This is a genomic window from Chromatiaceae bacterium (assembly GCA_024235395.1).
Classification (GTDB): Bacteria; Pseudomonadota; Gammaproteobacteria; order Chromatiales; family Chromatiaceae; genus Thiosocius.
The window spans coordinates 841,716-864,926 of record JACKMK010000002.1; the positions used below are offsets into that span (position 1 = coordinate 841,716).

Here is a 23,211-nt window from a genome sequence, read left to right on the forward strand (position 1 = left end):
GGGGTTGGATGGTGCAAGGCTAACAGAAGCACCACCGCGCGGGGTGAGCGGCGACGGTTGGCGCCTCGGCTGCGGCTATACTCCCTCACTGATTGCCGATGCAGTGCGCGCCGGTGCTCGGCCAGCGGGGCGTATCCGAATCTTCTGGGGAGAGCCATGCTCAGCCAGTATCCTTGTCGGTCTCCGGCTGTGAGCGATGCCTGTCTGCGGGCCCTGTGGCTGCTGGTGCTGCTGCTGGGCAGCGCGGGTGTCACGGCGGATGCATTCGAGCGGCACACCGCGCACGGTGGCCCGGTACGCGGTCTGGCGTTGTCGCCGGACGGACGTTGGCTGGTCAGTACCAGTTTCGATTACACCGCGGTGCTGTGGTCCGTGGATGGCCTGACCGAGCGGCGCCGGCTCATCGGACACGAGGCGGCGGTCAACGCCGCGGCCTTCTCTCCGGACGGGCGTTTCCTGGTGACCGCGGGCGACGACCTCACGCTGCGCGTCTGGTCGCTCGACGAACTGCTGGACGACCGTCGTACGCCGCAGCCCAGGGTATTGCGCGGTCATACGGCGAAGGTCGTACATCTCTCGTTCTCGCCCGATGGACATTGGCTGGCTTCGAGCGGCTGGGATCACAGCATCGGACTGTGGGCGGTACCGGGATTCACGCTTCGGGGGTTCCTGAGTGCACACGAGGGGCCGGTCAACGCCGCCCAGTTCTCCAGCGACGGGCGTCAGCTGTACAGCGCCGGCGGCGATGGTCACATCCGTTTGTGGGACCTGCGCAGCGGTAAGTATCTGAAGAGCGTGGTGGAGAACGGCTGGGGCATCAATGTGCTCGCGGTCGACGAGGGGCTGGATCTCATCGCTTACGGCACGGCGAACGGCCGCATGCGCAGTGCTTCGCTCAGCGGCACCCGCCCGCGCCACGACTACGTGGTCGACGGCAAGCCGGTACTGGCGTTGGCGCTGGACAGCGCCAGCCGCCGCATTGCGTTTGCCGATGCGCAGGGCAGGGTGGTGATCGCCACGATTGACGGCGACATCCAGCGCGACTTTCACGCGGTAATGGGACCGGTCTGGTGTCTCGCACTGATGCCCGGTGGCGAGTCACTGGTCTTTGCCGGCCTCGACGATTTCGTCACGCGGATGCCGCTGGACGATGCCTTTCTGCCGGCGCCGCTGGTCAGCCAGGGAGCGCTGCGCTTCGATCTCAACAGCCAGCAGGACAACGGGGCGCAGCAGTTCGCGCGCAAGTGCAGCGTTTGTCACTCGCTGGACGCAAACGACAGGCGTCGAGCCGGACCGACCCTGTATGGAGTGGTCGGCCGGCGCGCCGGCAGCCTGCCCGGGTACCCCTTCTCGGCGGCACTGAGCGGGGCCCACCTGGTCTGGGACGAGAAGACCATCGACGCGCTGTTCAGGGAAGGGCCCGAGGTCGTCACACCGGGCTCGAAGATGCCGCTGCAACGGATCGACAGCGCCACCGATCGGCGCGACCTGATCGACTTCCTGAAGACCGCGGCGCATTGACTCGCCGGCGGCCGCGCCACGCGGTCTGCGGCCTTCGATCACGGCGCATCCAATGCGGTCGGAGCGACTTTGCGTCGTCGGTTGACGTAGTAACCCCGTGAACGCTAGGGTCGCGTGCTTTCTGCGTGGGCCTGATGTCATGGCGTCGGCGCCACGCGTTGCCAGCGTGAACTTTTGCAAGGGACGACGAACGGTGCTGGGCCTTTTCCGATGCGACGGCCTGTGGCAGTCGTGAGCCAGGCGCGATACCGCGCAGACATCGATGGACTGCGCGCTGTGGCGGTACTGAGCGTGCTGCTGTTCCACCTCGGCGTTGCGCCGTTCAGCGGCGGTTATGTTGGCGTTGACGTATTCTTCGTGATCAGCGGTTTTCTGATCACGCGCCTGATTCGCGACGAGGTCATCGCCGGAACCTTTCGTTTCGGCAACTTTTATCTACGCCGCGCGCGGCGCCTGTTCCCGGCGCTGTTCGTCACGCTGGTCGGCAGCTTTGTTGCGGCCTATGTGCTGCTGTCGCCTGCATTGCTGGAGCGTTTCGGCGGTGCCCTGCTGCACGCCATACTTTCGCTTTCGAATGTCTATTTCTGGGCCGAAGGCGGCTACTTCGACGTCGAGGCACACTACAAGCCTCTGCTGCATATGTGGTCGTTGAGCGTCGAAGAGCAGTACTATCTGGTGTGGCCCCTGTTGCTGGTTTTGCTGTTGACCAGGGCCCCGCGTGGTGCGGCCGTTGCGGCGTTGTCGATACTCGGCGTTGGCAGCCTCGGCCTCAATGCATTGTATGTGGACCAACCCGCCGCGATGTTCTATCTGGCGCCGTTTCGTGTGTTCGAGTTCGCGATCGGCGGGGTGTTGGTGTGGGCGGACCGGTTCCGACTGCGGGCCAACCCGGTCGACGAAATTTTGCTGCTGCTCGGGCTCGGCTTGATCGCTTACGCGGTGTTCCGCTTCACCGACGAGACTCTGTTCCCCTGGTTCAATGCCCTGCTGCCCAGTGGCGGCGCGGCAATGGCGATCTACGCGGGAAGGGCACGCTTCGCGGGCTGGCTGCTGCGCAACCGGCTGATGGTCGGGATCGGGCTGATTAGTTATTCCCTGTACCTGCTGCACTGGCCACTGATCGTGTTCTACCGTTACCTGACGTTCGAAACACTGACGCCGATTGTCCAATGGGTGCTCGGTGGCACAGCGGTCGGCGGTGCGGTGCTGATGTACCGGTTCGTCGAACAACCCATCCGGCGTCCCCATGGGGTGCGCCGACTGTCGCCACCGGCGTTCGGCCTGAGTTGTGCGCTCGCGGCGTTGGTGCTGACGCTGCCGGCCGCAAGCAGTTGGGCCAACGGCGGCTGGGGTTGGCGCTTCCCCGATCTGCCGGCGAACCTCGAATTGTCGGCGCGACATCTCGAACGGCAGCAGACGGACACGTCCGAACTTGCCCGCAACGCCGAGACCATCGCGCCGTTTTCGGAAGGGGCGACCAAGGTGCTGGTGGTGGGTGACAGCCACGCCAACGACGTGTTCAACGCGCTGTATCTCAACCGCGAGCGCCTGGCGGACTTCGAATTCCGCCGTCTGTGGATCGGTCGGCACTGCCTGCACTTTCTCGACGACGCGCATCCGCCGCCGGCACACCTGACCGCGCAGCACCGCCGCTCTTGTGATGCCGCGCTGCGCGTCCTCGCCGGTGGTCGCAACGTGCGGGAGGCTGACTACGTCGTGTTGGCGATGCGCTGGGATCCTTTCATTCTGAGGCAGCTGCAGGCGCTGCAGCGCGCGCTCGCCAGGTACGGTGCCCACCTGGTGGTGCTGGGGCGAACCGCGGAGTTTCCCGACGTGCCGAGCCTGGTGCAGCGACACCGCGGTGCGCTCGACCGCCTGCCGAAGATCATGGCGAGCTACAGGGACACGGAGATCGACAAGATCAACACGGTACTGCGTCAACGCCTGGACGCACTCGGCATCGCCTATTTCGATCGTCGAGCCCAGCTGTGCGACGCCGAGGCGACGCGGTGCCGGGTGTTGAGCGACGACCATCGCCTGCTGGTGTTCGATTACGGCCACTGGACACTGGATGGCGCACGGCTCTACGGCGAGCTCATGCTGGATCAGGGTTTTCTGCGATTGTTGCAGCGGGGTGCCGGCTAACGGACGTCGCGTCAGCCTTCGAGGATCCGGATGCGAGCCGGGTCGAGCCCGACCACGACCTGGTCGCCCACGTTGAGTAGGGTTTCGCTGCTGCGCGACCGGTCCATCCACACGGTCTTGCCTGCGATCTCGATGCTGTAGCGCATGCTGTCTCCGAGGAACTCGGTCTGTTCGACCCGGCCGCTGAAGCGGATCTGGTCACCGAAGGGCGCGGCATTCGGATGCACGACATGCAGGTCGTGCGGACGGAACATCGCGGTGCCGGTGCGTGGCCGGATCAGCGGGTGGTCGAACAACGGAATCACGATGCCGTTCTCCGCCCGGAACAGTGCCTGCTCGCCGGCAAACTCGATCTCCCCGTCGATCAGGTTAGCGCTGCCCATGTATTCGGCCACGTAGCGGTTGCGCGGTGTGTCGTACAACTCGATCGGTGTTCCGGTCTGTTGTATCTCGCCTTCGTGGACGACCGCGATGCGGTCGGCGACGCGCAGTGCCTCGCTGCGGTCCTGGGTTGTCAGCAGCGTGGTCGCAGCGCTCTGCTGCAGGCGCTTGCGCAGGACGCGCAACAGGTGCTCGCGGCGTTGCGCGTCCTGGGCACTGAACGGTTCGTCGAGCAATATGACCCGGGCGTCCGCGGCCAGCGTTCGGGCCAGCGCGACGCGCTGCCGTTGGCTTGGGTTCAGCTGCCACGGCAGATGGCGTGCGAACTCCGAAAGCCCGACGAACGCCAGTTCACGCGTCACCCGGCCGCGCCGGTCGCTGGCACCCAGGCCGCTGCGATCCAGCGCGAAGCCGACGTTGCGGGCGACCGGCATGTGCGGCCACAGGCGGTACGACTGAAACATCAACGCGATCGGTCGGCGGTTGGCGGCGCTGCGGGTGATCTCCTGGTCGTCGATCCACAGCGAGCCGGCGGCGACCGGGTCCAGTCCGGCGATCGAGCGCAACAGCGTCGACTTGCCCGACCCGGCGCCCCCGAGCACCACGAACAACTCGCCCGGGAGCACGTTCAGATCGATATGCCGCAGGATCTCGCGCTGGTTGACCACGACATCGACGCCGCGCAGCTCGACGCTGGCCGGTTGGCTGTGTGTCATGCGCTGCCTCGCTGCCATTCGGCCGGCAGGCGGAATGGCTGTTCCACGCCGCTATGGAGCCGGCGACGCGCGCGGACCAGCACCACCGCCGTGGCTATCAGGCCGACGATGATCAGGGTAAGCAGAACACCGGGCACCGCCCAGTCGAGCGCCGGCGCATCACCCTGCAGCGCCATGTACACGGTCTGTGTGAAAGGCAGCGGCGGGGTGTGCACCAACACCAGCATCGCGGAGATCTCGGCGAGCGCACCGACCGCCGCAAAAGCGAATGCGGCGACCAGCAGCGGCAGCGTGGCACGCAGTCCCAGCCCCAGGACCGCGACCGGTCGGCCGGTGTCGAGATCCAGCACTGAACGGCCCGCGAACAGCCGCTCGAGCAAGGGGAGCAGTTTCAACGCCACCACTGCGGCGAGCAGCCCGGTGCTGCCGAACGGGATCGCGACCCCCAGTGCATCGAGCCGGTCCGAATTGACCAGGTAGGCCGCGGCGAGTACCAGACCAGGTATCGTCCACAACGCGACCGTCGCCCCGCGCAGCGCCCGCGCGACGGGTCCGTGCCCGCGCGCCGCGGCGGCCGAGGCGCCGAGCAACACCGCAAGGCCTGCGCTCAGGCCGATGTAAGGGAGCGAGTCGTGCAGCACGGGCCATTGCGCGAACAGTGCGTCGGCGAGCGCCGTGGACGGGTCGCCTGTGCGGTCTATCAACGCTCCGGATGCCAGGTGCAGCAGCCACCCGAGGACCGGAAGGGCCACCAGCGCGAACGCCGGCAGTGCCAGGACGGCGACCACCCTGGCCGGCGCGCGCGGCCAGCGGCGCGCCCGCACCCGTGTGTCGTCGCCCGCGGCGAGATCACGCGACGACAGGGACGACCAGGCACCAGCGACGAGCAGCGCCGCGACCAGCAACAGCGCGATGGCGAAAGGTGAAGCGGCGTTTGCGCCGCCAGCCTCGCGGCCCAGCGCGAGCAGCAGTTGTGGCGCAAGCATCTCGCGGACGCCGAGTACCAGCGGTGTCGCCGCGTCCTCCAGCATGCGCAACGCGGCGAGGGTGGCACCCGCGAGATACCCCGGCATCGCCAGCGGGCGGGTGATCTGCCACCAGACCTTGAGGCGCCCTGCACCGAGATTGCGGGCACTCTCCTCGAGCGAGGCATCGATCTGCAACAGCCCCATCAGGGTGGTCAACGCAATCAGCGGCGAGTAATGCACGGCGTAGGTCAGCACCAGGGTCGCGAAGGCGCCGAACGGCTCCAGGCCCATGAGCCAGGAGGCTGGCACAACGCCCGCGGCGAGACTGGCGAGATCCTGCAGGACCGCGGCAACCAGGAATGCCGGCATCGCGAAGGCGATCAACGCGAGCGCCGCGACGGACCAACGCACCGCCGGCGAACAGCGCAGCGCGACGAATGCGACCGGTAGCGCGATCAGGCTGGCCAGCGCGCTGCCGAGCAGCAGTACGCCGACGCTATTGCGAAATGCCTGCTGCAGCACGTCGTCGGTCCACAGTTCGGCGAGTCGCAGGGCACCCGTCAGGTCGGCGAACCATTGCGCCAGAGGCCAGACGACTGCTGCGGCAATCACTGCCAGCACCAGCAATCCCAGGCCATTGCACTTCCAGGTGGTGTAGGTTCGTTCGCTCATTCGGCTTGTTGTTTCTGCGGCGGCGCGTCCGCCGTCATCGGCCGCGGCCGTTCCGCGGGCGCGGTTTGAGCGATCAGCAGCGGGTGTGGCTGGCGCCGCTCCGCGGCGCTGAACCGGGTCAACGCCTCATTCTGCCCCTTTTGACGGCGGCCTGCCAACTCCGCTGAAGGCCGCTGGAAGCCGGGCGAGCATCAGCATTTTATTATTGACGTCAATAGCTTGAGATCGAGCTTCCGGCCGCTGGCCGGGGTGCTCCGATATACTCGCAGGCGACAACAACCCAAACGGAGGCCTTAGCGATCGTGCGACCGATCGGCGCCCTACTTGCGGTTACCGCGATCGTGGTCCTGGCGTCCTTGCTGGTCGCCTGCGACGGCCGCGCAGCGTCGGCGGGTGCAACCCAGGTCGCTGCTCCCGTCGAAGCCGTGACGCCGGCCCGTGCGGCGGAGGGGCCGCCCGAAAGCACGGGTTTGCCGCCGCGCGTGCCGCCACCGGCAGTACCCGAACGTTATGTCGGTGACCTGCGTGCGCTGAAGCGACGCGGTCGGTTGCGGATCCTGATACCGGCCAACATCGGAGGCGTGTTCTATCTGCCGCGGGCGGGCTGGCCGGTCGAGGCGCAGCACGAGGCCGCGGAGCAGTTCGCTCGCAGTCAGGGCCTGGAACCCGAGCTCGTCCCTGTCGAGCGATTCGCCGACATGATCCCGGCATTGCTCGAAGGGCGCGGTGACATCATCGCCGCCAACATGACGGTCACCGCCGCGCGACGCCGGCGGATCGCGTTTTCGGTGCCCCTGACCAGTGTCCGCCAGCAGGTGTTGGTCGCCAGCGATCGGACGGATGTCGCCGCGGTCGCCGACCTGGCCGGCAGGCGGGTGATGGTCGACGAGGGGTCGTCGTTCTGGGAGCGACTGCGCGGCCTGCGCGACGACCTGCCAGGCATGGAACTGGTGCCGCGACCCGAGGGAATGTCCGACGAGGAGGAACTCGACGCGGTCGCCGGCGGCCGGGTCGACGCGAGCGTGCGTGACAGCAACGTCGCCAGCATGTACCTGGCGTACCGCGACGACCTGAGGGCCGCGTTCGAGCTGCCGGGAAACGACGATATCGCCTGGGGCGCGCGGCCGGATTCACCGCAGCTGCTTTCGGCGTTGAACAAGTTCCTGCACCTCGAGTTCGCCAGCGATGCGCGCGCGCGCCGGCATACCGACGGTCTTGACGGCATCCGCCAGCGCAAGGTGTTGCGCATATTGTTGCCGAACAACGCCGCGTCGTATTTCCTGCATCGCGGCGAGCTGCACGGATTCGAGTACGAACTCGCCAAGGCGTTCGCCGATGCGCAGAAGGTACGCCTCGAGGTGATAGTGCCGGAGACCCCTGCGCAGCTCATCGACTGGCTGCTCGAAGGCCGCGCCGACATCGCCGCGGGCTTCCTCGAGCCCAGCGAGGAGTATGCCGCGCGCGGTGTGGCGTTCTCGCGTCCCTACCACTATGCGCCGCGGCACCTCGTGGTGCGTGCAGATTCTCCGGTCGAGGGTGCAAACGCGCTCACCGGACGGACGGTCAGCGTACGGCGTTCGAGCCCGTATTGGAGCGAGCTGATCGCGTTGCAGGCCGGTGGGGCCGGTTTCACGCTGGTCGCCGCGCCGGAGGACCTCGAGACCGAGGAGTTGATTGGAATGGTGGCGTCCGGCACGATCGAGGCGACAGTGGCCGATGGACACCTGCTGGACATCGAACTTGCGCGTGGCCTGCCGGTAAAATCCGCTTTCCAGATCAGCCAGGAGCGTGCGCACGCGGTCGCCGTGCGCAGTGACAATCCCGCGTTGCTGGCCGCGCTGAACCGTTTCGTCAAACGGCAGTACAAAGGTCTCGTCTACAACATCCTGTACAAGAAGTACTTCACCAACCGCCGCCAGATCCGCGATCTCACCGCGGGGCGACCCGATGGCAGGACCGGTCAGGGACTCTCACCCTACGACGATGCAATCCGCCGCTATGCCGAGCAATACGGTTTCGACTGGCGCCTGATCGCCGCCCAGGTGTTTCAGGAGAGTCGCTTCGATCCGGACGCCGAGTCGTTTGCGGGGGCACAGGGGCTGCTGCAGGTGCTGCCGCGGACCGCGCGTTCGATGGGTTTCACCAGCCTGGAAGTCCCGGAAGACGGCATCCACGCCGGGGTCAAGTACCTCGACTGGGTTCGCAAGCGATTCGAGACCGACCTGCCGTTCAGTGAACGCATCTGGTTCACGCTGGCGGCGTACAATGCCGGATACGGACATGTGGCGGACGCGCGCCGCCTGGCGCGCCAGCAGGGCCTCGACGGCGACCGCTGGTTCGACAACACCGAACAGGCGATGTTGCTGCTGTCGAAGAAATCATTCGCCAGCAAGGCGCGTTATGGTTACGTTCGTGGCATCGAGCCGGTCAGCTATGTGCGCGACATCCAGCACCGTTATCGTGCCTACGTGGAGATCGCCGGCCACCGCCTGTCACAGACATCGTCTGCCGAGGGGCGCAGTACAGCGCAAGACCGCGAATGCTGCGGCACGTTCGCGTTGGCGCAATGATCGGCAAACACTCGATGGCAACCCGGGACCTGTAGCGTGATCACGATCGACTATTTCTCCGACGTGCTGTGTATATGGGCGTACGGTGGGCAGATCCGGCTCGCGGAACTGCAACGCGAGTTCGGCGACCGCATACGAGTGCGTCATCGGTTCATGCGCCTGTTCGCCGACACCGCGACCAAGGTGGGTGAGGGCTGGAAGGATGAGGGCGGCTACGAAGGATTCGGCCGGCATGCCCGGGAGGTGTGCGCGCAGTGGCCGCACACCCGCCTGCATCCGGATGTCTGGACGCGCTGCCGTCCGTCCAGCGCGGAGACTGCGCACGTGTTCCTGCGGGCGGCCGGCCTGTGCCTCGGGATCGATGCCGACGATACGGTCGATGACGAGGCCCGTGCGCGTTTTGACGACCTGATCGTGCGCACGCGGTGTGCGTTCTTCGAACGAGCGCAGGACATCTCGCACCTGGACGTCCTCGTCGGCCTGCTCGGGCCGGCCGGCATCGCGGCGGACGCGGTGCGCGCAAAGATCGACAATGGCGAGGCGTACGCGGCCTTGCACCGCGATGCCGAGGCAATGAAGACCTACGGCGTGCTCGGCAGCCCGACTTACGTTTTCAACGAGGGACGTCAGCTGCTGTACGGCAACGTGGGTTACCGCATCGTCGAGGCCAATGTGCGAGAGCTGCTCGAGCACGGGCACGTCGCCGGCGCCCCGAGCTGGTGTTGAACGCCTGAATCGCCGGCCGTATGCCAACGCATGTCAGCCGCCTGTTCGCCTGGTTGAACGTCTGGCGCGCAGACGAACTGCAAGGCCGTTTGATCGATATCTTCGTCGCACCGCAGGCCGGCGCCGCGATGCGGCGCGTGACAAGCGCGGACTGCATCGCCGGTGCGGGGCTCGATGGCGACCGCTATGCGCTGGGTCGCGGGCACTGGATCAAGACGGACGGCTGCGAGGTGACGCTGGTTGCACGCGAGGACCTCGAGCGTGCGACCCGACGCGGGGGGCAGTCGTTTGCCGAAGGGGAACACCGGCGCAACCTCGTGATCGAGGGGATACCGCTGGATGCCCTGCGCCGTCGTCGAGTGCGCATCGGCGAGGTGTTGTTCGAATTCCACCGGCTGCGCCCGCCCTGCGGTTACCTCGACCGATTGCTGCAACCCGGTGCGGGCAAGGCCCTGGGAAGGGGTGCGGGGGTCGGTTTGCGGGTGCTCGAGGCGGGCCGCATCCGGGTCGGCGATCCGGTGCAGGTCCTGCAGCCCGATGGTGCGTCCGGCGAAACGCCGGATCAGCGGTAGATCGCGGTCTCGCGCGCGTGGCGCAAGGGATCGGGGTCGGCGACCGTGTCCACCGCCTCGATCGCCGCGATGTATGCATCGGGCAGGCCGGCCTCGCGGGCCCCGTACAGCACGTGTGCCTTGTACCAGGGGTAGGGTTTCAGCGCCGGATCGATCAGGACGGCGGCGTACAGAAAAGCCTCCGTCGAGGATCCGTCGGCGAGGTGGACCCTGACCCGGCGCTCGACGTAACCACGGCCCAGGTCTTCCCAGGCATCGAGCCGCGGCTTGTCTTGTTCACGGATGCGATAGACCACGCCATGCACCGCGGCATGCTCGGTCGGTATCGCCTGCACGTTGCACTTGCCCGAACCGTCGCGCCCGATCTTGTGGAACGCGAGGCGATACCCGGGCAGGGTGGCGGTCGACAACACCGTGGCATCGGGAACGCGCGCACGTATCCGTCGCAGCGACATGTTCGAACCATAGGCGAAGTAGTGCACGCGTTGTCCGGCTGGCGCTGGGGAGCGCGACCCGGTCCGCGGCTATTCGTGGGCGATGGTCTTCTCGGTGAACAGGTAGTCCTTGAGTTCTTTGTCGAAGGTCGGGTCGCGACGCCGGATCCATTCGAGCACCATCGCCGCATGCTCTTTCTCCTCGTCGCGGTTGTGCGCGAGGATGGCCCTGAGCTCGGGATTCTTGCAGGCGTCCACGCGCTGGTTGTACCAGTCGACGGCCTCGAGTTCCTCCATCAGAGACACGATTGCGCGATGCATGTCGCGGGTTTCGTCCGAGAGTTCCTCGATCGACTCATGGTAGCCTTCGTTCGACATCGGTCGTTCCTCCAGATTGCTGTTGCCTCTGGTTTCGATGATACCCGGATTCGCTGTCCGGATCGCACCGCACGCGGCGTGGTTACAGCGAATGCGCCATCACGTCGCCGTCGCTCAGCAGGGCGTCGTAGATCGCGCGATCGGCCGCCGAGAAACAGCAGAACACGACCCGTTCGACCGATCCGGATTGTCGCGCCGCCGCACGCACCGTGCTGACCGCGGTGCGTGCGGCGGTCTCGACCGGGAAACCGTAGACCCCGGTGCTGATGCCGGGAAATGCGATCGAGCGGATCCGGTGTTGGGCCGCGAGTTCCAGCGAACGCCGGTAACACGATGCCAGCAGTTCGGCCTCGCCGTGGCCGCCGCCACGCCATACCGGCCCGACGGTGTGGATCACGTAGCGGGATGGCAGGTCGAAGCCGGCAGTCAGCTTGGCATCCCCGGTCGCACAACCGCCGAGGTCGCGGCATGCCTGCAGCAGGCGCGGCCCGGCCGCGCGGTGAATGGCACCATCGACACCGCCGCCGCCGAGCAACGAGTTGTTCGCCGCGTTGACGATTGCATCGGTGGTGAGGGTGGTGATGTCCGCGGTCAGTGCCAGCAGCTCGCAGGTCGTCCCGTCAGTCATGCCGTTTCCAGAAGTCCATTGCGCCCTGATGGACATTATGCGCTCGCGGCATCGGAGAACGCGGCGCGTAACCAAGGATGTCAGTGACTCAATGGCCGGGTGCGAGCGCCGCATCGAAATCGGATTTGGGGCCGCGGTCGCCGCTTGCCGCTGTGAAAGGCAGGCACTGACGCACAGACGACGCCTGTTCCAGGCTGCCGATCAGCCCGTGGCTGCCCGTTTTTGTCAGCGGCTGTATTTCTGGGTGGTCACGGCCGGGGCCGCGGAGATCGCCGGGCATGCAGCGCTCGACGAGTAGAGAGATGGTGCCGAAGAGAGGACTTGAACCTCCACCGGGTTTCCCCGACATGGACCTGAACCATGCGCGTCTACCAATTCCGCCACTTCGGCAGCGACTGGGGCGAAGCCCCAAAACGGAAGCGCGGACTCTACAGCGACACCCGGGGAGTGTCAACGCTACAATAGGGCCCAGGACATCCGAGTCAAGAACCAAGGGAATCCCCGTACGTGTCGAAACGCAAACCGCGTCGCGCCGGTCGCGACCGCGACCCCTACCAGGCCCGTGAGGCCCGCAAGTACGCCAATCCGATCCCGAGTCGCGAGTTCATCCTGAGCGTGATGCAGGAACACGGCGCGCCTTTGCCATTCGACGATCTCGCGGTGGCGCTCGGGCTGCAGGATCCTCAGCAACTCGACGCGCTGTCGCGTCGCCTCAACGCGATGGCGCGCGACGGCCAGGTCGTCTGCAACCGGCGCGGCGGCTACTGCGTGGTCAACCACGAGGATCTGATCCACGGTCGGGTGATCGGGCACCCGGACGGTTTCGGTTTTCTGAAACCCGACGAGGGCGGCGACGACCTGTTCCTGAGCCCGCGCGAGATGCGTCGCCTGTGGCACGGAGACCGCATCGTTGCGCGCGTCGCCGGCGTCGATCGACGCGGTCGCCGCGAGGCCGCGGTGGTCGAGGTGCTCGAGCGCGCCTTCGAGAACATCGTCGGCCGGGTGCAGATCGAGGCCGGCGTGGCCTTCCTGTTGCCGGACAACAAGCGCGTCACCCAGCAGGTGTTGATCACGCCGGACCGGCTGAAGGGCGCCCGCCATGGCCAGATGGTGGTCGTGCACATCACTGAACAGCCCGAGGCGTGGCGACAACCGCTCGGCGAGGTGATCGAGATCCTCGGTGACCACCTTGCGCCGGGCATGGCGACCGACGTTGCGATCCGCGCGCACGACATCCCGCTGGATTGGCCTGGCGAGGTCGAGCAAGAGATCGCCGGGCTGGCGGCCGTGGTGCCGGAATCGGCCAAGCACGGACGGGTCGATCTGCGGAGCCTGCCGCTGGTCACGATCGATGGCGCCGATGCGCGCGACTTCGACGACGCGGTGTTTTGTGAACGCACCAAGAAGGGTTGGCGCCTGCTGGTGGCGATCGCCGACGTATCGTTCTACGTCGGCAGCGGCAGCGCGCTCGACGGGGAGGCCTACAAGCGCGGCAATTCGGTGTATTTTCCGGACCGTGTGATCCCGATGCTGCCGGAGGTCCTGTCCAACGGACTGTGCTCGCTGAATCCACACGTCGACCGTCTGTGCATGACCGCGGAGATGTACTTCGATGCCGACGGCATCCTGTATCGCTCGCGCTTCTTTGAAGCCGTGATGAACTCGCATGCGCGTCTGACCTACGACCAGGTCGGCGCGATGCTGCTCGACGGTGATGCGGAACTGTGTGCCCAGTATGCGACGCTGCTGCCGCATCTGCATGACCTGTACGGTCTCTATCGACTGCTCCATGCAGCGCGCGAGGAGCGCGGTGCGATCGACTTCGATACCGTCGAGACACGCTTTCGCTTCGACGAGCAGGGCAAGCTGGCGGCGATCGAGCCCTTGGTGCGGCATGACGCGCACAAACTGATAGAGGAATGCATGCTCGCGGCCAACGTGGCCGCGGCCCGCCACCTGTTGCGCAACAAGATGCCGGCGCTGTATCGCATCCATGAGAAACCCAGCGCCGAGAAGCTGTCCGATCTGGCCGAGTTCCTCGCCGAACTCGGACTGCGCCTGGAAGGTGGCACGAGTCCAACGGCGAAGGACTACGCGAACCTGCTCGATCAGGTGAAGGACCGTGCGGACTTCCATGTAATCCAGGTCGTGTTGCTGCGTTCGATGATGCAGGCCGTGTACTCCGACAACAACGTCGGCCACTTCGGTCTGGCGTTTCCGGCGTACGCGCATTTCACCTCGCCGATCCGACGCTATCCCGACCTGATGGTGCATCGTGCGCTCAAACACCTGCTGACCAGCGAACCGCCGGAGGCCTTCGAGTACACCCACCAGCATCTCGCGGCGATGGGTGAGCACTGCTCGGCGACCGAGCGACGCGCCGACGACGCGACCCGTGATGCCGGCGATACGCTGAAATGCGAGTTCATGCTCGACAAGGTCGGTGACAGCTTCGACGGCGTGATCTCAGGGGTCAACAGCTTTGGCATCTTCGTCGAACTGGTCGGGATCTACGTGTCCGGCCTGGTACACATCACGGCTCTGGACTACGACTATTTTCATTTCGATCCCGCCGGCCATCGCCTGCGTGGCGAGCGCACCGGCAAGGTCTACCGACTCGGTGACAGTCTGCGTGTCACGGTTGCGGCAGTGAACATCGACGACCGCAAGATCGACTTCGTGCTTGCCGACAAGGTCGCCGGCCCGGGCAAGCGCCGCGCCGATCCGGACGACGGCCGGTCGAAACGGTCGAAGGCGGGACGACGCAAGGCGCGCGCCGGACGAAAAGGCTGAACGATGGCCGGGCAGTTGATCGTGGGCATCCATGCCGTGCGCGCTGCGCTCAAACACGGTGCACAGCAGGTCGAGGCCGTGTGGTTCGATGCGGCCCGCAACGATCGACGGCTACGGCAGCTGCTGGACGAGGCGCGCAGCGCTGGCGTCAAGGTCCAACCGAGCGACAAGGGTGCCCTGGATCGCATGACCGGCGGGGCAAATCACCAGGGGGTGGTCGCGCATGGCGAGATGCCGACGAGCCTTGGTGAGGCGGCGCTGGAACGGCTGCTGAACGCACTCGACGAACCGCCGTTCCTGCTGGTGCTGGATGGCATCACCGATCCGCACAACCTGGGCGCCTGCCTGCGCAGCGCCGAAGGCGCGGGCGTGCATGCGGTGATCGCACCGCGCGACCGTGCCAGCGGCCTGACCCCGGTAGTGTGCAAGGTGGCGAGCGGCGCTGCGGAGACGATGCCGTTCGTGCAGGTCACGAATCTCGTGCGTACCCTGCGCTACCTGCAGGATTCGCATCGGGTGTTCGTCGTGGGTGCCGATGGTGCCGCGGATGACGAGTTGTACCGGCTGGATCTGACGGGGCCGCTGGCACTGGTGATGGGCTCGGAAGGCGAGGGCATGCGTCGCCTTACACGGGAAAGCTGTGACCGGTTGGCGCGTCTGCCGATGCGTGGCCAGGTCGAGAGCCTCAACGTTTCGGTCGCTACCGGGGTCTGCCTCTACGAGGCGCTGCGCCAACGCACAGGCAGCCCCATCTAAGCGTTTGCATTGTTTCGTTTTTTCCCATAGAATCCCGCGCCTTTCCGGTTGGCCCTGACGGCCGACCCTCCTTGCCTCACCGCAGCACGCGGGAGGCTGCTTAAACCGTAAGGAGTAACAATGCGTCACTACGAAGTAGTGTTTCTGGTCCATCCGGACCAGAGCGAGCAGGTGCCCGCGATGGTCGACCGTTACCGCGCGACCATAGAGGGCAGCGGCGGCACCATCCATCGCCTGGAAGACTGGGGTCGTCGGCAGCTCGCTTACCCGATCAACAAGATCCACAAAGCGCACTATGTGATGATGAACATCGAGTGCGGTGCGGAAGCACTGGCCGAGTTGGAGAGCGCGTTCCGCTTCAACGATGCCGTGCTGCGCAACCTGGTGATCCGTCGCAAGAATGCGATCACAGAGGCGTCGCCGTTGGCCAAAGACGACGACAAAGAAGACAGCCACACCCCGGCGCCCGCGCGTGAAGAAGCGGCTGCCGGGCAAGAATCCGCCTGACGCCTCGGAGGTATCGCCATGTCACGTTTTTTCCGTCGCCGTAAGTTCTGCCGGTTCTCAGCCGAAGGCACGGTCGAGATCGATTACAAGGACCTGAACCTGCTGAAACAGTACGTCAGCGAGTCGGGCAAGATCGTGCCGAGCCGGATCACCGGTACCAGTGCGAAGTACCAGCGTCAGCTGGCGGACGCGGTCAAGCGCGCCCGTTTCCTGGCGCTGCTGCCGTATTCGGACAGTCACTGAGCGCGATGAGCCGGACCGGTCGTCCGGCTCATTGGTGAAGGGCCCATGAAGGCATTTGCCCACTGGGTGATGAAGGGCCGCATGCAGGCGGTCATCGCGGCCAGCGTACTCGCGATGCTGGGCCTGTTGGTCACCCCGGCAGTCCTGTTGAGCGCGGCAGTGATCATGCTCACGGTGTTGCGCCAGGGCTGGCGGGAAGGCCTGCTGGTGCTGGCGTCGGCACTGTTGGCGATCGCGGGCCTCGGCGGTCTGGTGTTCCAGATGCCGATCGCGCTGGCCGTGCTCGGTGCGATGCTGTGGGTCCCGGCGGCAGTGCTCGGCGGGATTCTCGGCAAGACGGGTTCGCTGCGCCTCGCGATCGAGATCGCGAGCATCGGAGCGGGGCTGATTGTCCTGGCGCAGTATGCGTCGCTCGGCGATCCTGCGGCATTCTGGTCCGATGCGCTGAACGCGTTTCTCAGCCTGCGTATCGACGCCGAGACATTGGCCAACGCGGACCTCGGTCCGCTGGTCGAACTGATGGCGGGCTGGATGGCCGGCGGGGTTGCCGCGACCTGGTTGCTCGGCAACGTGCTGTCATTGTCGCTGGCACGTTACTGGTCGGCATTGCTGGACCGCCCCGGTGCGTTTGGCGACGAGTTTCGCGCACTGCGTTTCGGCCGCTGGCTGCTGATCCTGGTCCCGGCGTTGCTGGTGTTCGGGGTGATTCTGACCGGTGGCAGACCCAACCTGGTCGGTCAGCTTTACCTGGTCGGGATGGTGGTGTTCCTGATTCAGGGGCTGAGCTTCGCGCATTGGCTGGTCGCCGAGTTCAGTGGCTCGGGCGCCTGGATCGTGGGTCTGTATCTGTTGTTGATTCTGGTCGCGCCGCAGAGCGCGACGATGGTCGCCCTGGCAGGTTATGCCGATGGGTGGCTGGATTTCCGGACTCGTGTCCGGGCGCGCCGGCCGGGTGCCGGCGGCAAATGAATTCGCAAGACGAGGTTGAATAACGATGGAAGTCATTCTTCTGGAAAAAGTGGCCAACCTGGGTGGCCTGGGTGAGCGGGTCTCGGTGAAATCCGGTTTCGGTCGGAACTTTCTGATTCCTCAGGGCAAAGCGGTTTTCGCGAGCGCCGAGAACATCAAGGTCTTCGAGGAGCGCAGGGCCGAGCTGGAACAGCAGGCCGCTGACAAGCTCGCGGCGGCAGAGGCTCGCAAGGCGCAGATCGAAGCGCTCGGCAGCGTTACCATTGGCCACAAGGCCGGTGAAGAAGGGCGCCTGTTCGGCTCCGTCGGCACCAGCGACATCGCCAACGCGTGTGTTGCCGCCGACGTCGAGGTCGCCAAGTCGGAGGTGCGTCTGCCGGAAGGTCCATTCCGGGTCGCCGGTGAGTATCAGGTCGAGCTGCATCTGCACACCGACGTCGATGCGACGCTCACCGTGAAGGTCGTCGCCGAAGACTGACCGACGCGACGCATTCGCGCCGTCGCGGATGCTTCGCTCCATCAGAAGCCGGGGTGAGCCGCAGGTGCCCGCCCCGGCTTTCGTCTGCTCGCGCCGGCCGTTCGGTCGCGAGGGACATATCGAATCTGTGGTGTAATGGGGCCTTCCCGACGAACCTCTTCTGGGTAGCCGCATGGTCGACGCAGTTCACGAGCCTTTACCCGATCTGATGACCGAGCAGGCCGGCGACCCTCAGATGGAGGCGCTGCGTCTACCGCCGCATTCGACCCAGGGCGAGCAGGCGGTGCTCGGCGGTCTGATGCTCGACAATGGCGCCTGGGACAAGATCGCCGACCTGATCGTGGAGCAGGACTTCTACCGCCGGGAACACCAGCTGATCTTTTCGGCGATCTCCAGCCTGGCCGATGCCGATCAGCCGTTCGATGTCGTCACGCTGGCCGAGGAACTGGATCGCAAGGATGTGCTGCAGGACGTCGGTGGACTCGCCTATCTCGGCATGCTGGCCAACGACACGCCGAGCGCGGCGAACATCCAGGCCTATGCGGCGATCGTGCGTGAACAGTCGGTGATCCGCCAGCTGATCCGGGTGGGCGGCCTGATCGCCGATGCGGGCTACCGGCCGAAGGGCCGCAAGGTCCACGAGTTGCTCGATCACGCCGAGAACATGGTGTTCCAGATCGCCGAGCAACAGGCACGTGGCGGCGGTGGGTTCCGCTCCATCTCACGCCTCCTGACCGAGACGATCAACCGCATCGAAGAGCTGTACGGCAGCGACGACGCTCTGACCGGTGTCTCCAGCGGCTTCACGGATTTCGACGGCAAGACCTCCGGCTTGCAGAAGTCCGACCTGATCATCGTTGCGGGCCGGCCATCGATGGGCAAGACCACATTCGCGATGAACGTCGCCGAAAACGTCGCGCTGACGTCGGGCCTGCCGGTCGCGATTTTCTCCATGGAGATGCCGGGCGAGGCGCTGACGATGCGCATGATCTCTTCGCTCGGTCGGGTGAATCAGCAGGCGGTGCGTTCCGGCAAGCTCGAGGACGATGATTGGCCGCGCATCACCTCGGCGGTCAACCTGCTCAACAACACCAAGTTGTTCATCGACGACACACCGGCGCTGACGCCGACCGAGCTGCGCGCACGCTGCCGCCGTCTGACCAAGGAGCACGGTACCCTGGGACTGGTGGTGATCGATTATCTGCAGCTGATGCAGGCGCCCGACGTCGGCGAGAATCGCGCGACCGAGATCTCCGCGATCTCCCGCGCCTTGAAGGCGCTGGCCAAGGAACTCAAGGTGCCTGTGGTCGCGTTGTCGCAGCTCAACCGTTCGCTCGAACAGCGACCCAACAAGCGTCCCGTGATGTCGGATCTGCGCGAGTCGGGGGCAATCGAGCAGGATGCGGACCTGATCGTGTTCATCTACCGCGACGAGGTGTACAACGAGGACAGTCCGGACAAGGGCAAGGCCGAGATCATCATCGGCAAGCAGCGTAACGGCCCGATCGGCACCGTGATGCTGACCTTCCAGGGGCAGTTCACGCGCTTCGACAATTTCGCCTATGACGTCTATGGCGACGACCAGTATTGAACGACGCATTGGGTGGCATAGGACTTCGGCCACCGCGCGCTGCGCACGCATAAGGCGCACGGTTTGAGCAAGGCCGCGAAGACCGTCTACGTCTGCGGCGCCTGCGGCGCCCAGTCACCCAAGTGGGCGGGGCAATGCAGCGAGTGCGGCGCCTGGAACACGCTGCAGGAGACGCTCGCCGCGCCGTCGGCCAAGGCCGACACACGGTTCTCCGGTTATGCAGGGGATGGCGATGGCGCGCGTATCCGCAGTCTTTCCGAGATCGCGGTGCACACCACCGAAAGGCTGTCGACCGGCCTCGATGAACTTGACCGGGTGCTCGGCGGCGGACTGGTGCCCGGTTCGGTCGTGCTGATCGGTGGTGACCCCGGTATCGGCAAGTCGACGCTGCTGATCCAGGCGCTGGCACTGCTCGCCGAACGTCTGCCGGCGCTGTACATCAGCGGCGAAGAGTCGGGAGAACAGATCGGCCTGCGCGCGCGGCGCCTCGGCCTGCCGACCGAGGGGCTGCGCCTGCTGACCGAGACCTGTGTCGAACGCATCCTCGCGCTGCTCGCGAAGGAGCGGCCGCGCGTACTGGTACTCGATTCGATCCAGACCTTCTACACCGAGACGCTGCAGTCGGCGCCCGGCTCGGTGGCCCAGGTGCGCGAATCGGCGGCGCGCCTGGTGCGCTTCGCCAAACAGACCGGCAGCGCCCTGTTCCTGGTCGGTCACGTCACCAAGGAAGGCGCCCTGGCCGGTCCGCGCGTGCTCGAACACATGGTCGACACGGTGCTGTACTTCGAGGGCGAGAGCGGCGGGCCTTTTCGGCTGGTGCGTGCCATCAAGAACCGTTTCGGGGCGGTCAACGAACTGGGCGTGTTCGCGATGACCGACCGTGGCCTGCGCGAGGTCAGCAATCCGTCCGCGATCTTCCTGTCGCGTCATGAACAGCAGGTGGCGGGGAGTTGCATACTGGTCACCCGCGAAGGCACGCGGCCACTGTTGGTCGAGGTGCAGGCCCTGGTCGATCAGAGTCCCCTGGCGAATCCGCGTCGCATTGCGCTCGGTCTGGAACAGAACCGCCTGTCGATGCTGCTCGCGGTGTTGCACCGACACGGTGGCGTCGGCATGTTCGATCAGGACGTGTTCCTGAACGTCGTCGGTGGCGTGCGGGTCACCGAGACCGCGGCCGATCTGCCGGTGCTGCTCGCAGCGCTGTCGAGCTTCCGCGACCGGCCGCTCGCGGGTGATCTCGCGGCCTTCGGTGAGGTCGGGCTGGCCGGGGAGATCCGTCCGGTACCGAACGGGCAGGAGCGCCTGCGCGAGGCGGCCAAGCACGGTTTCACCCGGGCGATCGTGCCCAAGGCCAATGCGCCGAAAAAGAAGATCGCCGGGTTGGAGGTGATTGGGGTGAGCCGGGTCGGCGAGGCGATCGAGGTGATCGAGTGATCGGGGTCATCCACCAAGCCGCACCTTCGAGCGAAGCGGGCGGATGCCGTTGCAAATAAATTAGATACTTCTAATATGGAAACAGCGGCGCCGAGCCCGGTTCTCGGCCCCGACGTCGCGCGATCGGAAAAGCAGCGACGGGGGGGCAAGCAAGATGAAAACGTCAATCTTCCGCAGGGTGTTGGGCATCGCCATCGTCGGAGCAGGGATCCTGTCGTCGGGATCGGTGGCCGCCGGCTGGTACGGTGATCCCTGGTCCCGGCCATACGGCTCCGGGGCCGTGACCTACCAACGCCAGACCGTGATGCGCGACCACGGGTACGTGATGAAGCAGCTTTCGGACATGTTCGACGGCCGGCGGTCGTTCAACCGCGACGAGGCGGCCCGCCTCGCCCGGGAACTGCAGCAGGGCTTCGGCGACAATCTGATCAGGAATTTCCCCCCGGGGACCATGGTCGCCGGGTCACGCACACTGCCGGCAACCTGGCGGCACTTCGACACCTTCGTGGCCTATGCCAAAGGGGCCGAAGGTGCGGCATACAGGCTTGCCGAGGTACTGGCGCAGCCGCCGAGCGGGGACGACGCGGATAACGCCGGCACCCGGATCCCGCCGATGGGCATGGGGCCGGGCCGCAGGGGGCCCTGGCAGCCTGGCTACCGGGGACCGGCGGGCGCGGGTCAGCGCCCCGGCGAACGCATCCCGCTCGATGCGGTCCGCGAGTTCGGCGAGCTCAACGCGAACTGCCATTCCTGCCATATGCTGTTTCGCGGCGGTCGCTGGTAGTCAATGGCGATCACCGGTTTCCGGTGATGCATGTCGCGAAAGCGCCGGCCTCTCTGCACAACGGGGTGGCGGGCGCCGCACCTAACCGGCGATCAGCTCGGCGAGATCGCGTTCCAGCAGCTGTTCGTCGGCGAGGTTCAGTTCCACCATCCGTCGCAGACGACTGGCGCTGTCCAGATCGATCGCGGTGCAATGCATGCCGACGTGGTTCCCTTCGACGTGCGCGACCTCGCCTTCCATCTGGATGCAGCACAACTCGCCATCGAGTTCGAGCAGCGCGCTGATCGCCGTACCGCTGGTCGGCTGCCAGTCATCGGCGACTTCGAACAGCAGGCCGCGCAGAGACAAGTCGAGCACGGTACCGGGGTGCACTGCGGACCCGGCAGTGATCTTCACCGGTTTGTCGGTGGCGATGCGATGGAAGCGGCGGCGCTCGTCGGCAGGGTTGGACATGTCGGGCTCCTTGCGGTTACCCCGCATAGCGGCCGCAGTGGCCGCTTCCTGAACGGTGTTCAATCGTCGGCGGTGCCTGGACGGCGCTCCTGCGGGCGGATGCGCGCGGTCTTGACCGCGTTGTCCTGCGTCTGCACCACCTCGACCGGATAGCCGGCGATCAGTAGCGAGGTGCCGGGTTCGGGCAGGCTCTCGAGGTGCTCGACGATCAGCCCGTTGAGTGTCTTGGGGCCGTCGGTCGGCAACTCCCAGTGCATGGTACGTACGAGTTCACGCAGGTTCGCGCTGCCATCGACCAGGAAGCTGCCATCCTCCTGCGGCTGGACGTCGGCGATTGCATCCGACGGATCGGTCGCGAACTCGCCGACGATCTCCTCGAGCAGATCGGCCATGGTCACCAGTCCCTGCACGTCGCCATACTCATCGACCACCAGCGCGGTCCGCCGTCGGTTGCGCTGGAAGTTGATCAGCTGCCGGTTCAGCGGCGTGCCTTTCGGGATGTAATAGGGTTCGCGGATCAGCCCCTCGAGGACCTCGCGCGTCAATTCACCGTCGAGCTGGGCCTGCATGACCCGGCGTGCGTGCACGAAGCCGGCGACCCGGTCGATGCTGCCGCGGTACGCGAGCACCCGGGTGTACGGCAGCTTTTCCAGTTGTTCCAGCAGCACGTCGAGCGGGTTGTCGAGGTCGATACCGTCCAGTTCGTTGCGCGGCACCATGATGTCGTCGACCGTGACCTTTTCCAGGTCGAGGATGTTGAGCAGCATCTTCTGGTGGCGCTTGGGGATCATCGCGCCGGCCTCGTTGACGACGGTGCGCAGTTCTTCGCGACTCAGCGCAGTCCCTTCGGCATCGTCCTCCGGGTAGGCGCCGAGCACACGCAGTACCGTGTTCGCCACCAGATTGACCGCCCACACCAGCGGGAAGAGTACGCGCAGCAGCGGCGTGTAGACCCAGGACGCCGGGAACGCGATCCGTTCCGGATGCAGTGCCGCGAGGGTCTTGGGGGCGACCTCCGAGAACACCAGGACGACCAGGGTCAGCAGGCCGGCAGCCGCTGCAATGGCGCCTTCGCCGCCAAGCCGCAGCGCGATCACGGTCGCCAGCGATGACGCCAGTATGTTGACGAAGTTGTTGCCGAGCAGGATCAGGCCGATCAACCGGTCGGGCTTGCTGAGCAGGCGCTCGGCGAGTCTCGCTCCCGGATGCCCGGCCGCCGCGAGGTGGCGCAGCCGGTAACGGTTGAGCGTCATCAGCGCGGTCTCGGAACCGGAGAAGAAGGCCGACAGCAGGAGCAGGAAGCACAGGACGCCGAACAGGACGGCGAGGGGTAGATCGTTCAAACAGGCATGCCCAGGCTGCTTCAGAAGCCCGGTCACTTTCCAGGTTCGATGCCGATGCTGTCAAGCGCCGTTGCCCGGGCAGATGGGGCGAGATTTTGCTGGCTGACGTTTTTTTGACATATTGAAACCAGCATGCTTAACTTGCATAC

The 23,211-nt window shown here is 65.8% G+C and carries 21 protein-coding genes and 1 tRNA gene; 14 read left to right on the plus strand and 8 right to left on the minus strand.

Annotated features, from left to right (window positions below; all coding sequences use genetic code 11):
* Positions 1–189 precede the first annotated feature (189 nt).
* Together H6955_11960 and H6955_11965 are read left to right on the plus strand one after the other, a co-directional pair.
* Positions 190–1,521: a c-type cytochrome gene (locus H6955_11960; GenBank protein MCP5314272.1), complete on the plus strand. Its 1,332-nt coding sequence runs from the start codon at positions 190–192 to the stop codon at positions 1,519–1,521.
* 231 nt (positions 1,522–1,752) lie between these two features.
* The gene (locus H6955_11965) at positions 1,753–3,666 is read left to right on the plus strand and encodes an acyltransferase (GenBank protein ID MCP5314273.1); all 1,914 of its coding nucleotides are present in this window, start codon (positions 1,753–1,755) and stop codon (positions 3,664–3,666) included.
* Positions 3,667–3,677: 11 nt separating this feature from the next.
* Here the strand turns inward: H6955_11965 and H6955_11970 are convergent, their stop codons facing one another.
* Both H6955_11970 and H6955_11975 read right to left on the minus strand, forming a co-directional pair.
* Positions 3,678–4,763: an ABC transporter ATP-binding protein gene (locus tag H6955_11970; protein ID MCP5314274.1), complete on the minus strand. Its 1,086-nt coding sequence runs from the start codon at positions 4,761–4,763 to the stop codon at positions 3,678–3,680.
* Positions 4,760–6,403, minus strand: coding sequence for an ABC transporter permease subunit (locus tag H6955_11975; protein MCP5314275.1), 1,644 nt, complete (start codon positions 6,401–6,403; stop codon positions 4,760–4,762). Before H6955_11975 ends, H6955_11970 begins: the two co-directional genes overlap by 4 nt.
* 302 nt (positions 6,404–6,705) lie before the next feature.
* Here H6955_11975 and H6955_11980 point away from each other — a divergent pair, with 302 nt between their 5' ends.
* The 3 genes from H6955_11980 to H6955_11990 are packed head-to-tail and all read left to right on the plus strand — an operon-like array spanning position 6,706 to position 10,271.
* The gene (locus H6955_11980) at positions 6,706–8,973 is read left to right on the plus strand and encodes a transporter substrate-binding domain-containing protein (GenBank protein ID MCP5314276.1); all 2,268 of its coding nucleotides are present in this window, start codon (positions 6,706–6,708) and stop codon (positions 8,971–8,973) included.
* A 36-nt stretch (positions 8,974–9,009) separates the two neighbouring features.
* Complete coding sequence (locus tag H6955_11985) at positions 9,010–9,699, plus strand: DsbA family protein (GenBank protein MCP5314277.1); 690 nt, start codon at positions 9,010–9,012, stop codon at positions 9,697–9,699.
* 20 nt (positions 9,700–9,719) lie between these two features.
* A complete protein-coding gene (locus H6955_11990; GenBank protein MCP5314278.1) occupies positions 9,720–10,271 on the plus strand; it encodes an MOSC domain-containing protein in 552 nt (183 codons plus the stop codon).
* On the opposite strand, the gene H6955_11995 is transcribed toward H6955_11990, so the two are convergent.
* The 4 genes from H6955_11995 to H6955_12010 form a co-directional block, all read right to left on the minus strand.
* Positions 10,262–10,726, minus strand: coding sequence for a gamma-glutamylcyclotransferase (locus H6955_11995; GenBank protein MCP5314279.1), 465 nt, complete (start codon positions 10,724–10,726; stop codon positions 10,262–10,264). The two genes, H6955_11990 and H6955_11995, sit on opposite strands and share 10 nt — an antisense overlap.
* A 69-nt stretch (positions 10,727–10,795) precedes the next feature.
* On the minus strand, positions 10,796–11,083 hold the full coding sequence (locus H6955_12000; GenBank protein MCP5314280.1) for a ferritin: 288 nt from the start codon (positions 11,081–11,083) through the stop codon (positions 10,796–10,798).
* An 82-nt stretch (positions 11,084–11,165) separates the two neighbouring features.
* Positions 11,166–11,711: an O-acetyl-ADP-ribose deacetylase gene (locus H6955_12005; protein ID MCP5314281.1), complete on the minus strand. Its 546-nt coding sequence runs from the start codon at positions 11,709–11,711 to the stop codon at positions 11,166–11,168.
* A 303-nt stretch (positions 11,712–12,014) separates the two neighbouring features.
* Positions 12,015–12,101 (minus strand) — tRNA-Leu (locus H6955_12010).
* A 117-nt stretch (positions 12,102–12,218) separates the two neighbouring features.
* Between H6955_12010 and rnr the strand changes: the two genes are divergently transcribed.
* The 9 genes from rnr (at position 12,219) to H6955_12055 (ending at position 21,266) form a co-directional block, all read left to right on the plus strand.
* On the plus strand, positions 12,219–14,504 hold the full coding sequence (gene rnr, locus H6955_12015; GenBank protein MCP5314282.1) for a ribonuclease R: 2,286 nt from the start codon (positions 12,219–12,221) through the stop codon (positions 14,502–14,504).
* Positions 14,505–14,507: 3 nt separating this feature from the next.
* A complete protein-coding gene (rlmB, locus tag H6955_12020; protein ID MCP5314283.1) occupies positions 14,508–15,260 on the plus strand; it encodes a 23S rRNA (guanosine(2251)-2'-O)-methyltransferase RlmB in 753 nt (250 codons plus the stop codon).
* 120 nt (positions 15,261–15,380) lie between these two features.
* Positions 15,381–15,767: a 30S ribosomal protein S6 gene (gene rpsF, locus H6955_12025; protein ID MCP5314284.1), complete on the plus strand. Its 387-nt coding sequence runs from the start codon at positions 15,381–15,383 to the stop codon at positions 15,765–15,767.
* Between the two features lie 18 nt (positions 15,768–15,785).
* On the plus strand, positions 15,786–16,010 hold the full coding sequence (locus H6955_12030) for a 30S ribosomal protein S18 (protein MCP5314285.1): 225 nt from the start codon (positions 15,786–15,788) through the stop codon (positions 16,008–16,010).
* Positions 16,011–16,055: 45 nt separating this feature from the next.
* The gene (locus tag H6955_12035; GenBank protein ID MCP5314286.1) at positions 16,056–16,979 is read left to right on the plus strand and encodes a hypothetical protein; all 924 of its coding nucleotides are present in this window, start codon (positions 16,056–16,058) and stop codon (positions 16,977–16,979) included.
* 25 nt (positions 16,980–17,004) lie between these two features.
* Positions 17,005–17,457, plus strand: a complete 453-nt coding sequence (gene rplI, locus H6955_12040) for a 50S ribosomal protein L9 (protein ID MCP5314287.1) — start codon at positions 17,005–17,007, stop codon at positions 17,455–17,457.
* A 208-nt stretch (positions 17,458–17,665) separates the two neighbouring features.
* The gene (gene dnaB / locus H6955_12045; GenBank protein ID MCP5314288.1) at positions 17,666–19,048 is read left to right on the plus strand and encodes a replicative DNA helicase; all 1,383 of its coding nucleotides are present in this window, start codon (positions 17,666–17,668) and stop codon (positions 19,046–19,048) included.
* A gap of 63 nt (positions 19,049–19,111) precedes the next feature.
* Entirely contained in the window at positions 19,112–20,482 is a 1,371-nt protein-coding gene (gene radA, locus H6955_12050) for a DNA repair protein RadA (protein ID MCP5314289.1), read from the plus strand.
* Between the two features lie 154 nt (positions 20,483–20,636).
* The gene (locus H6955_12055) at positions 20,637–21,266 is read left to right on the plus strand and encodes a cytochrome c (protein MCP5314290.1); all 630 of its coding nucleotides are present in this window, start codon (positions 20,637–20,639) and stop codon (positions 21,264–21,266) included.
* An 81-nt stretch (positions 21,267–21,347) separates the two neighbouring features.
* On the opposite strand, the gene H6955_12060 is transcribed toward H6955_12055, so the two are convergent.
* On the minus strand, positions 21,348–21,719 hold the full coding sequence (locus H6955_12060) for a PilZ domain-containing protein (GenBank protein ID MCP5314291.1): 372 nt from the start codon (positions 21,717–21,719) through the stop codon (positions 21,348–21,350).
* A gap of 59 nt (positions 21,720–21,778) precedes the next feature.
* A complete protein-coding gene (locus H6955_12065) occupies positions 21,779–23,062 on the minus strand; it encodes an HlyC/CorC family transporter (GenBank protein MCP5314292.1) in 1,284 nt (427 codons plus the stop codon).
* Between the last annotated feature and the right edge of the window lie 149 nt (positions 23,063–23,211).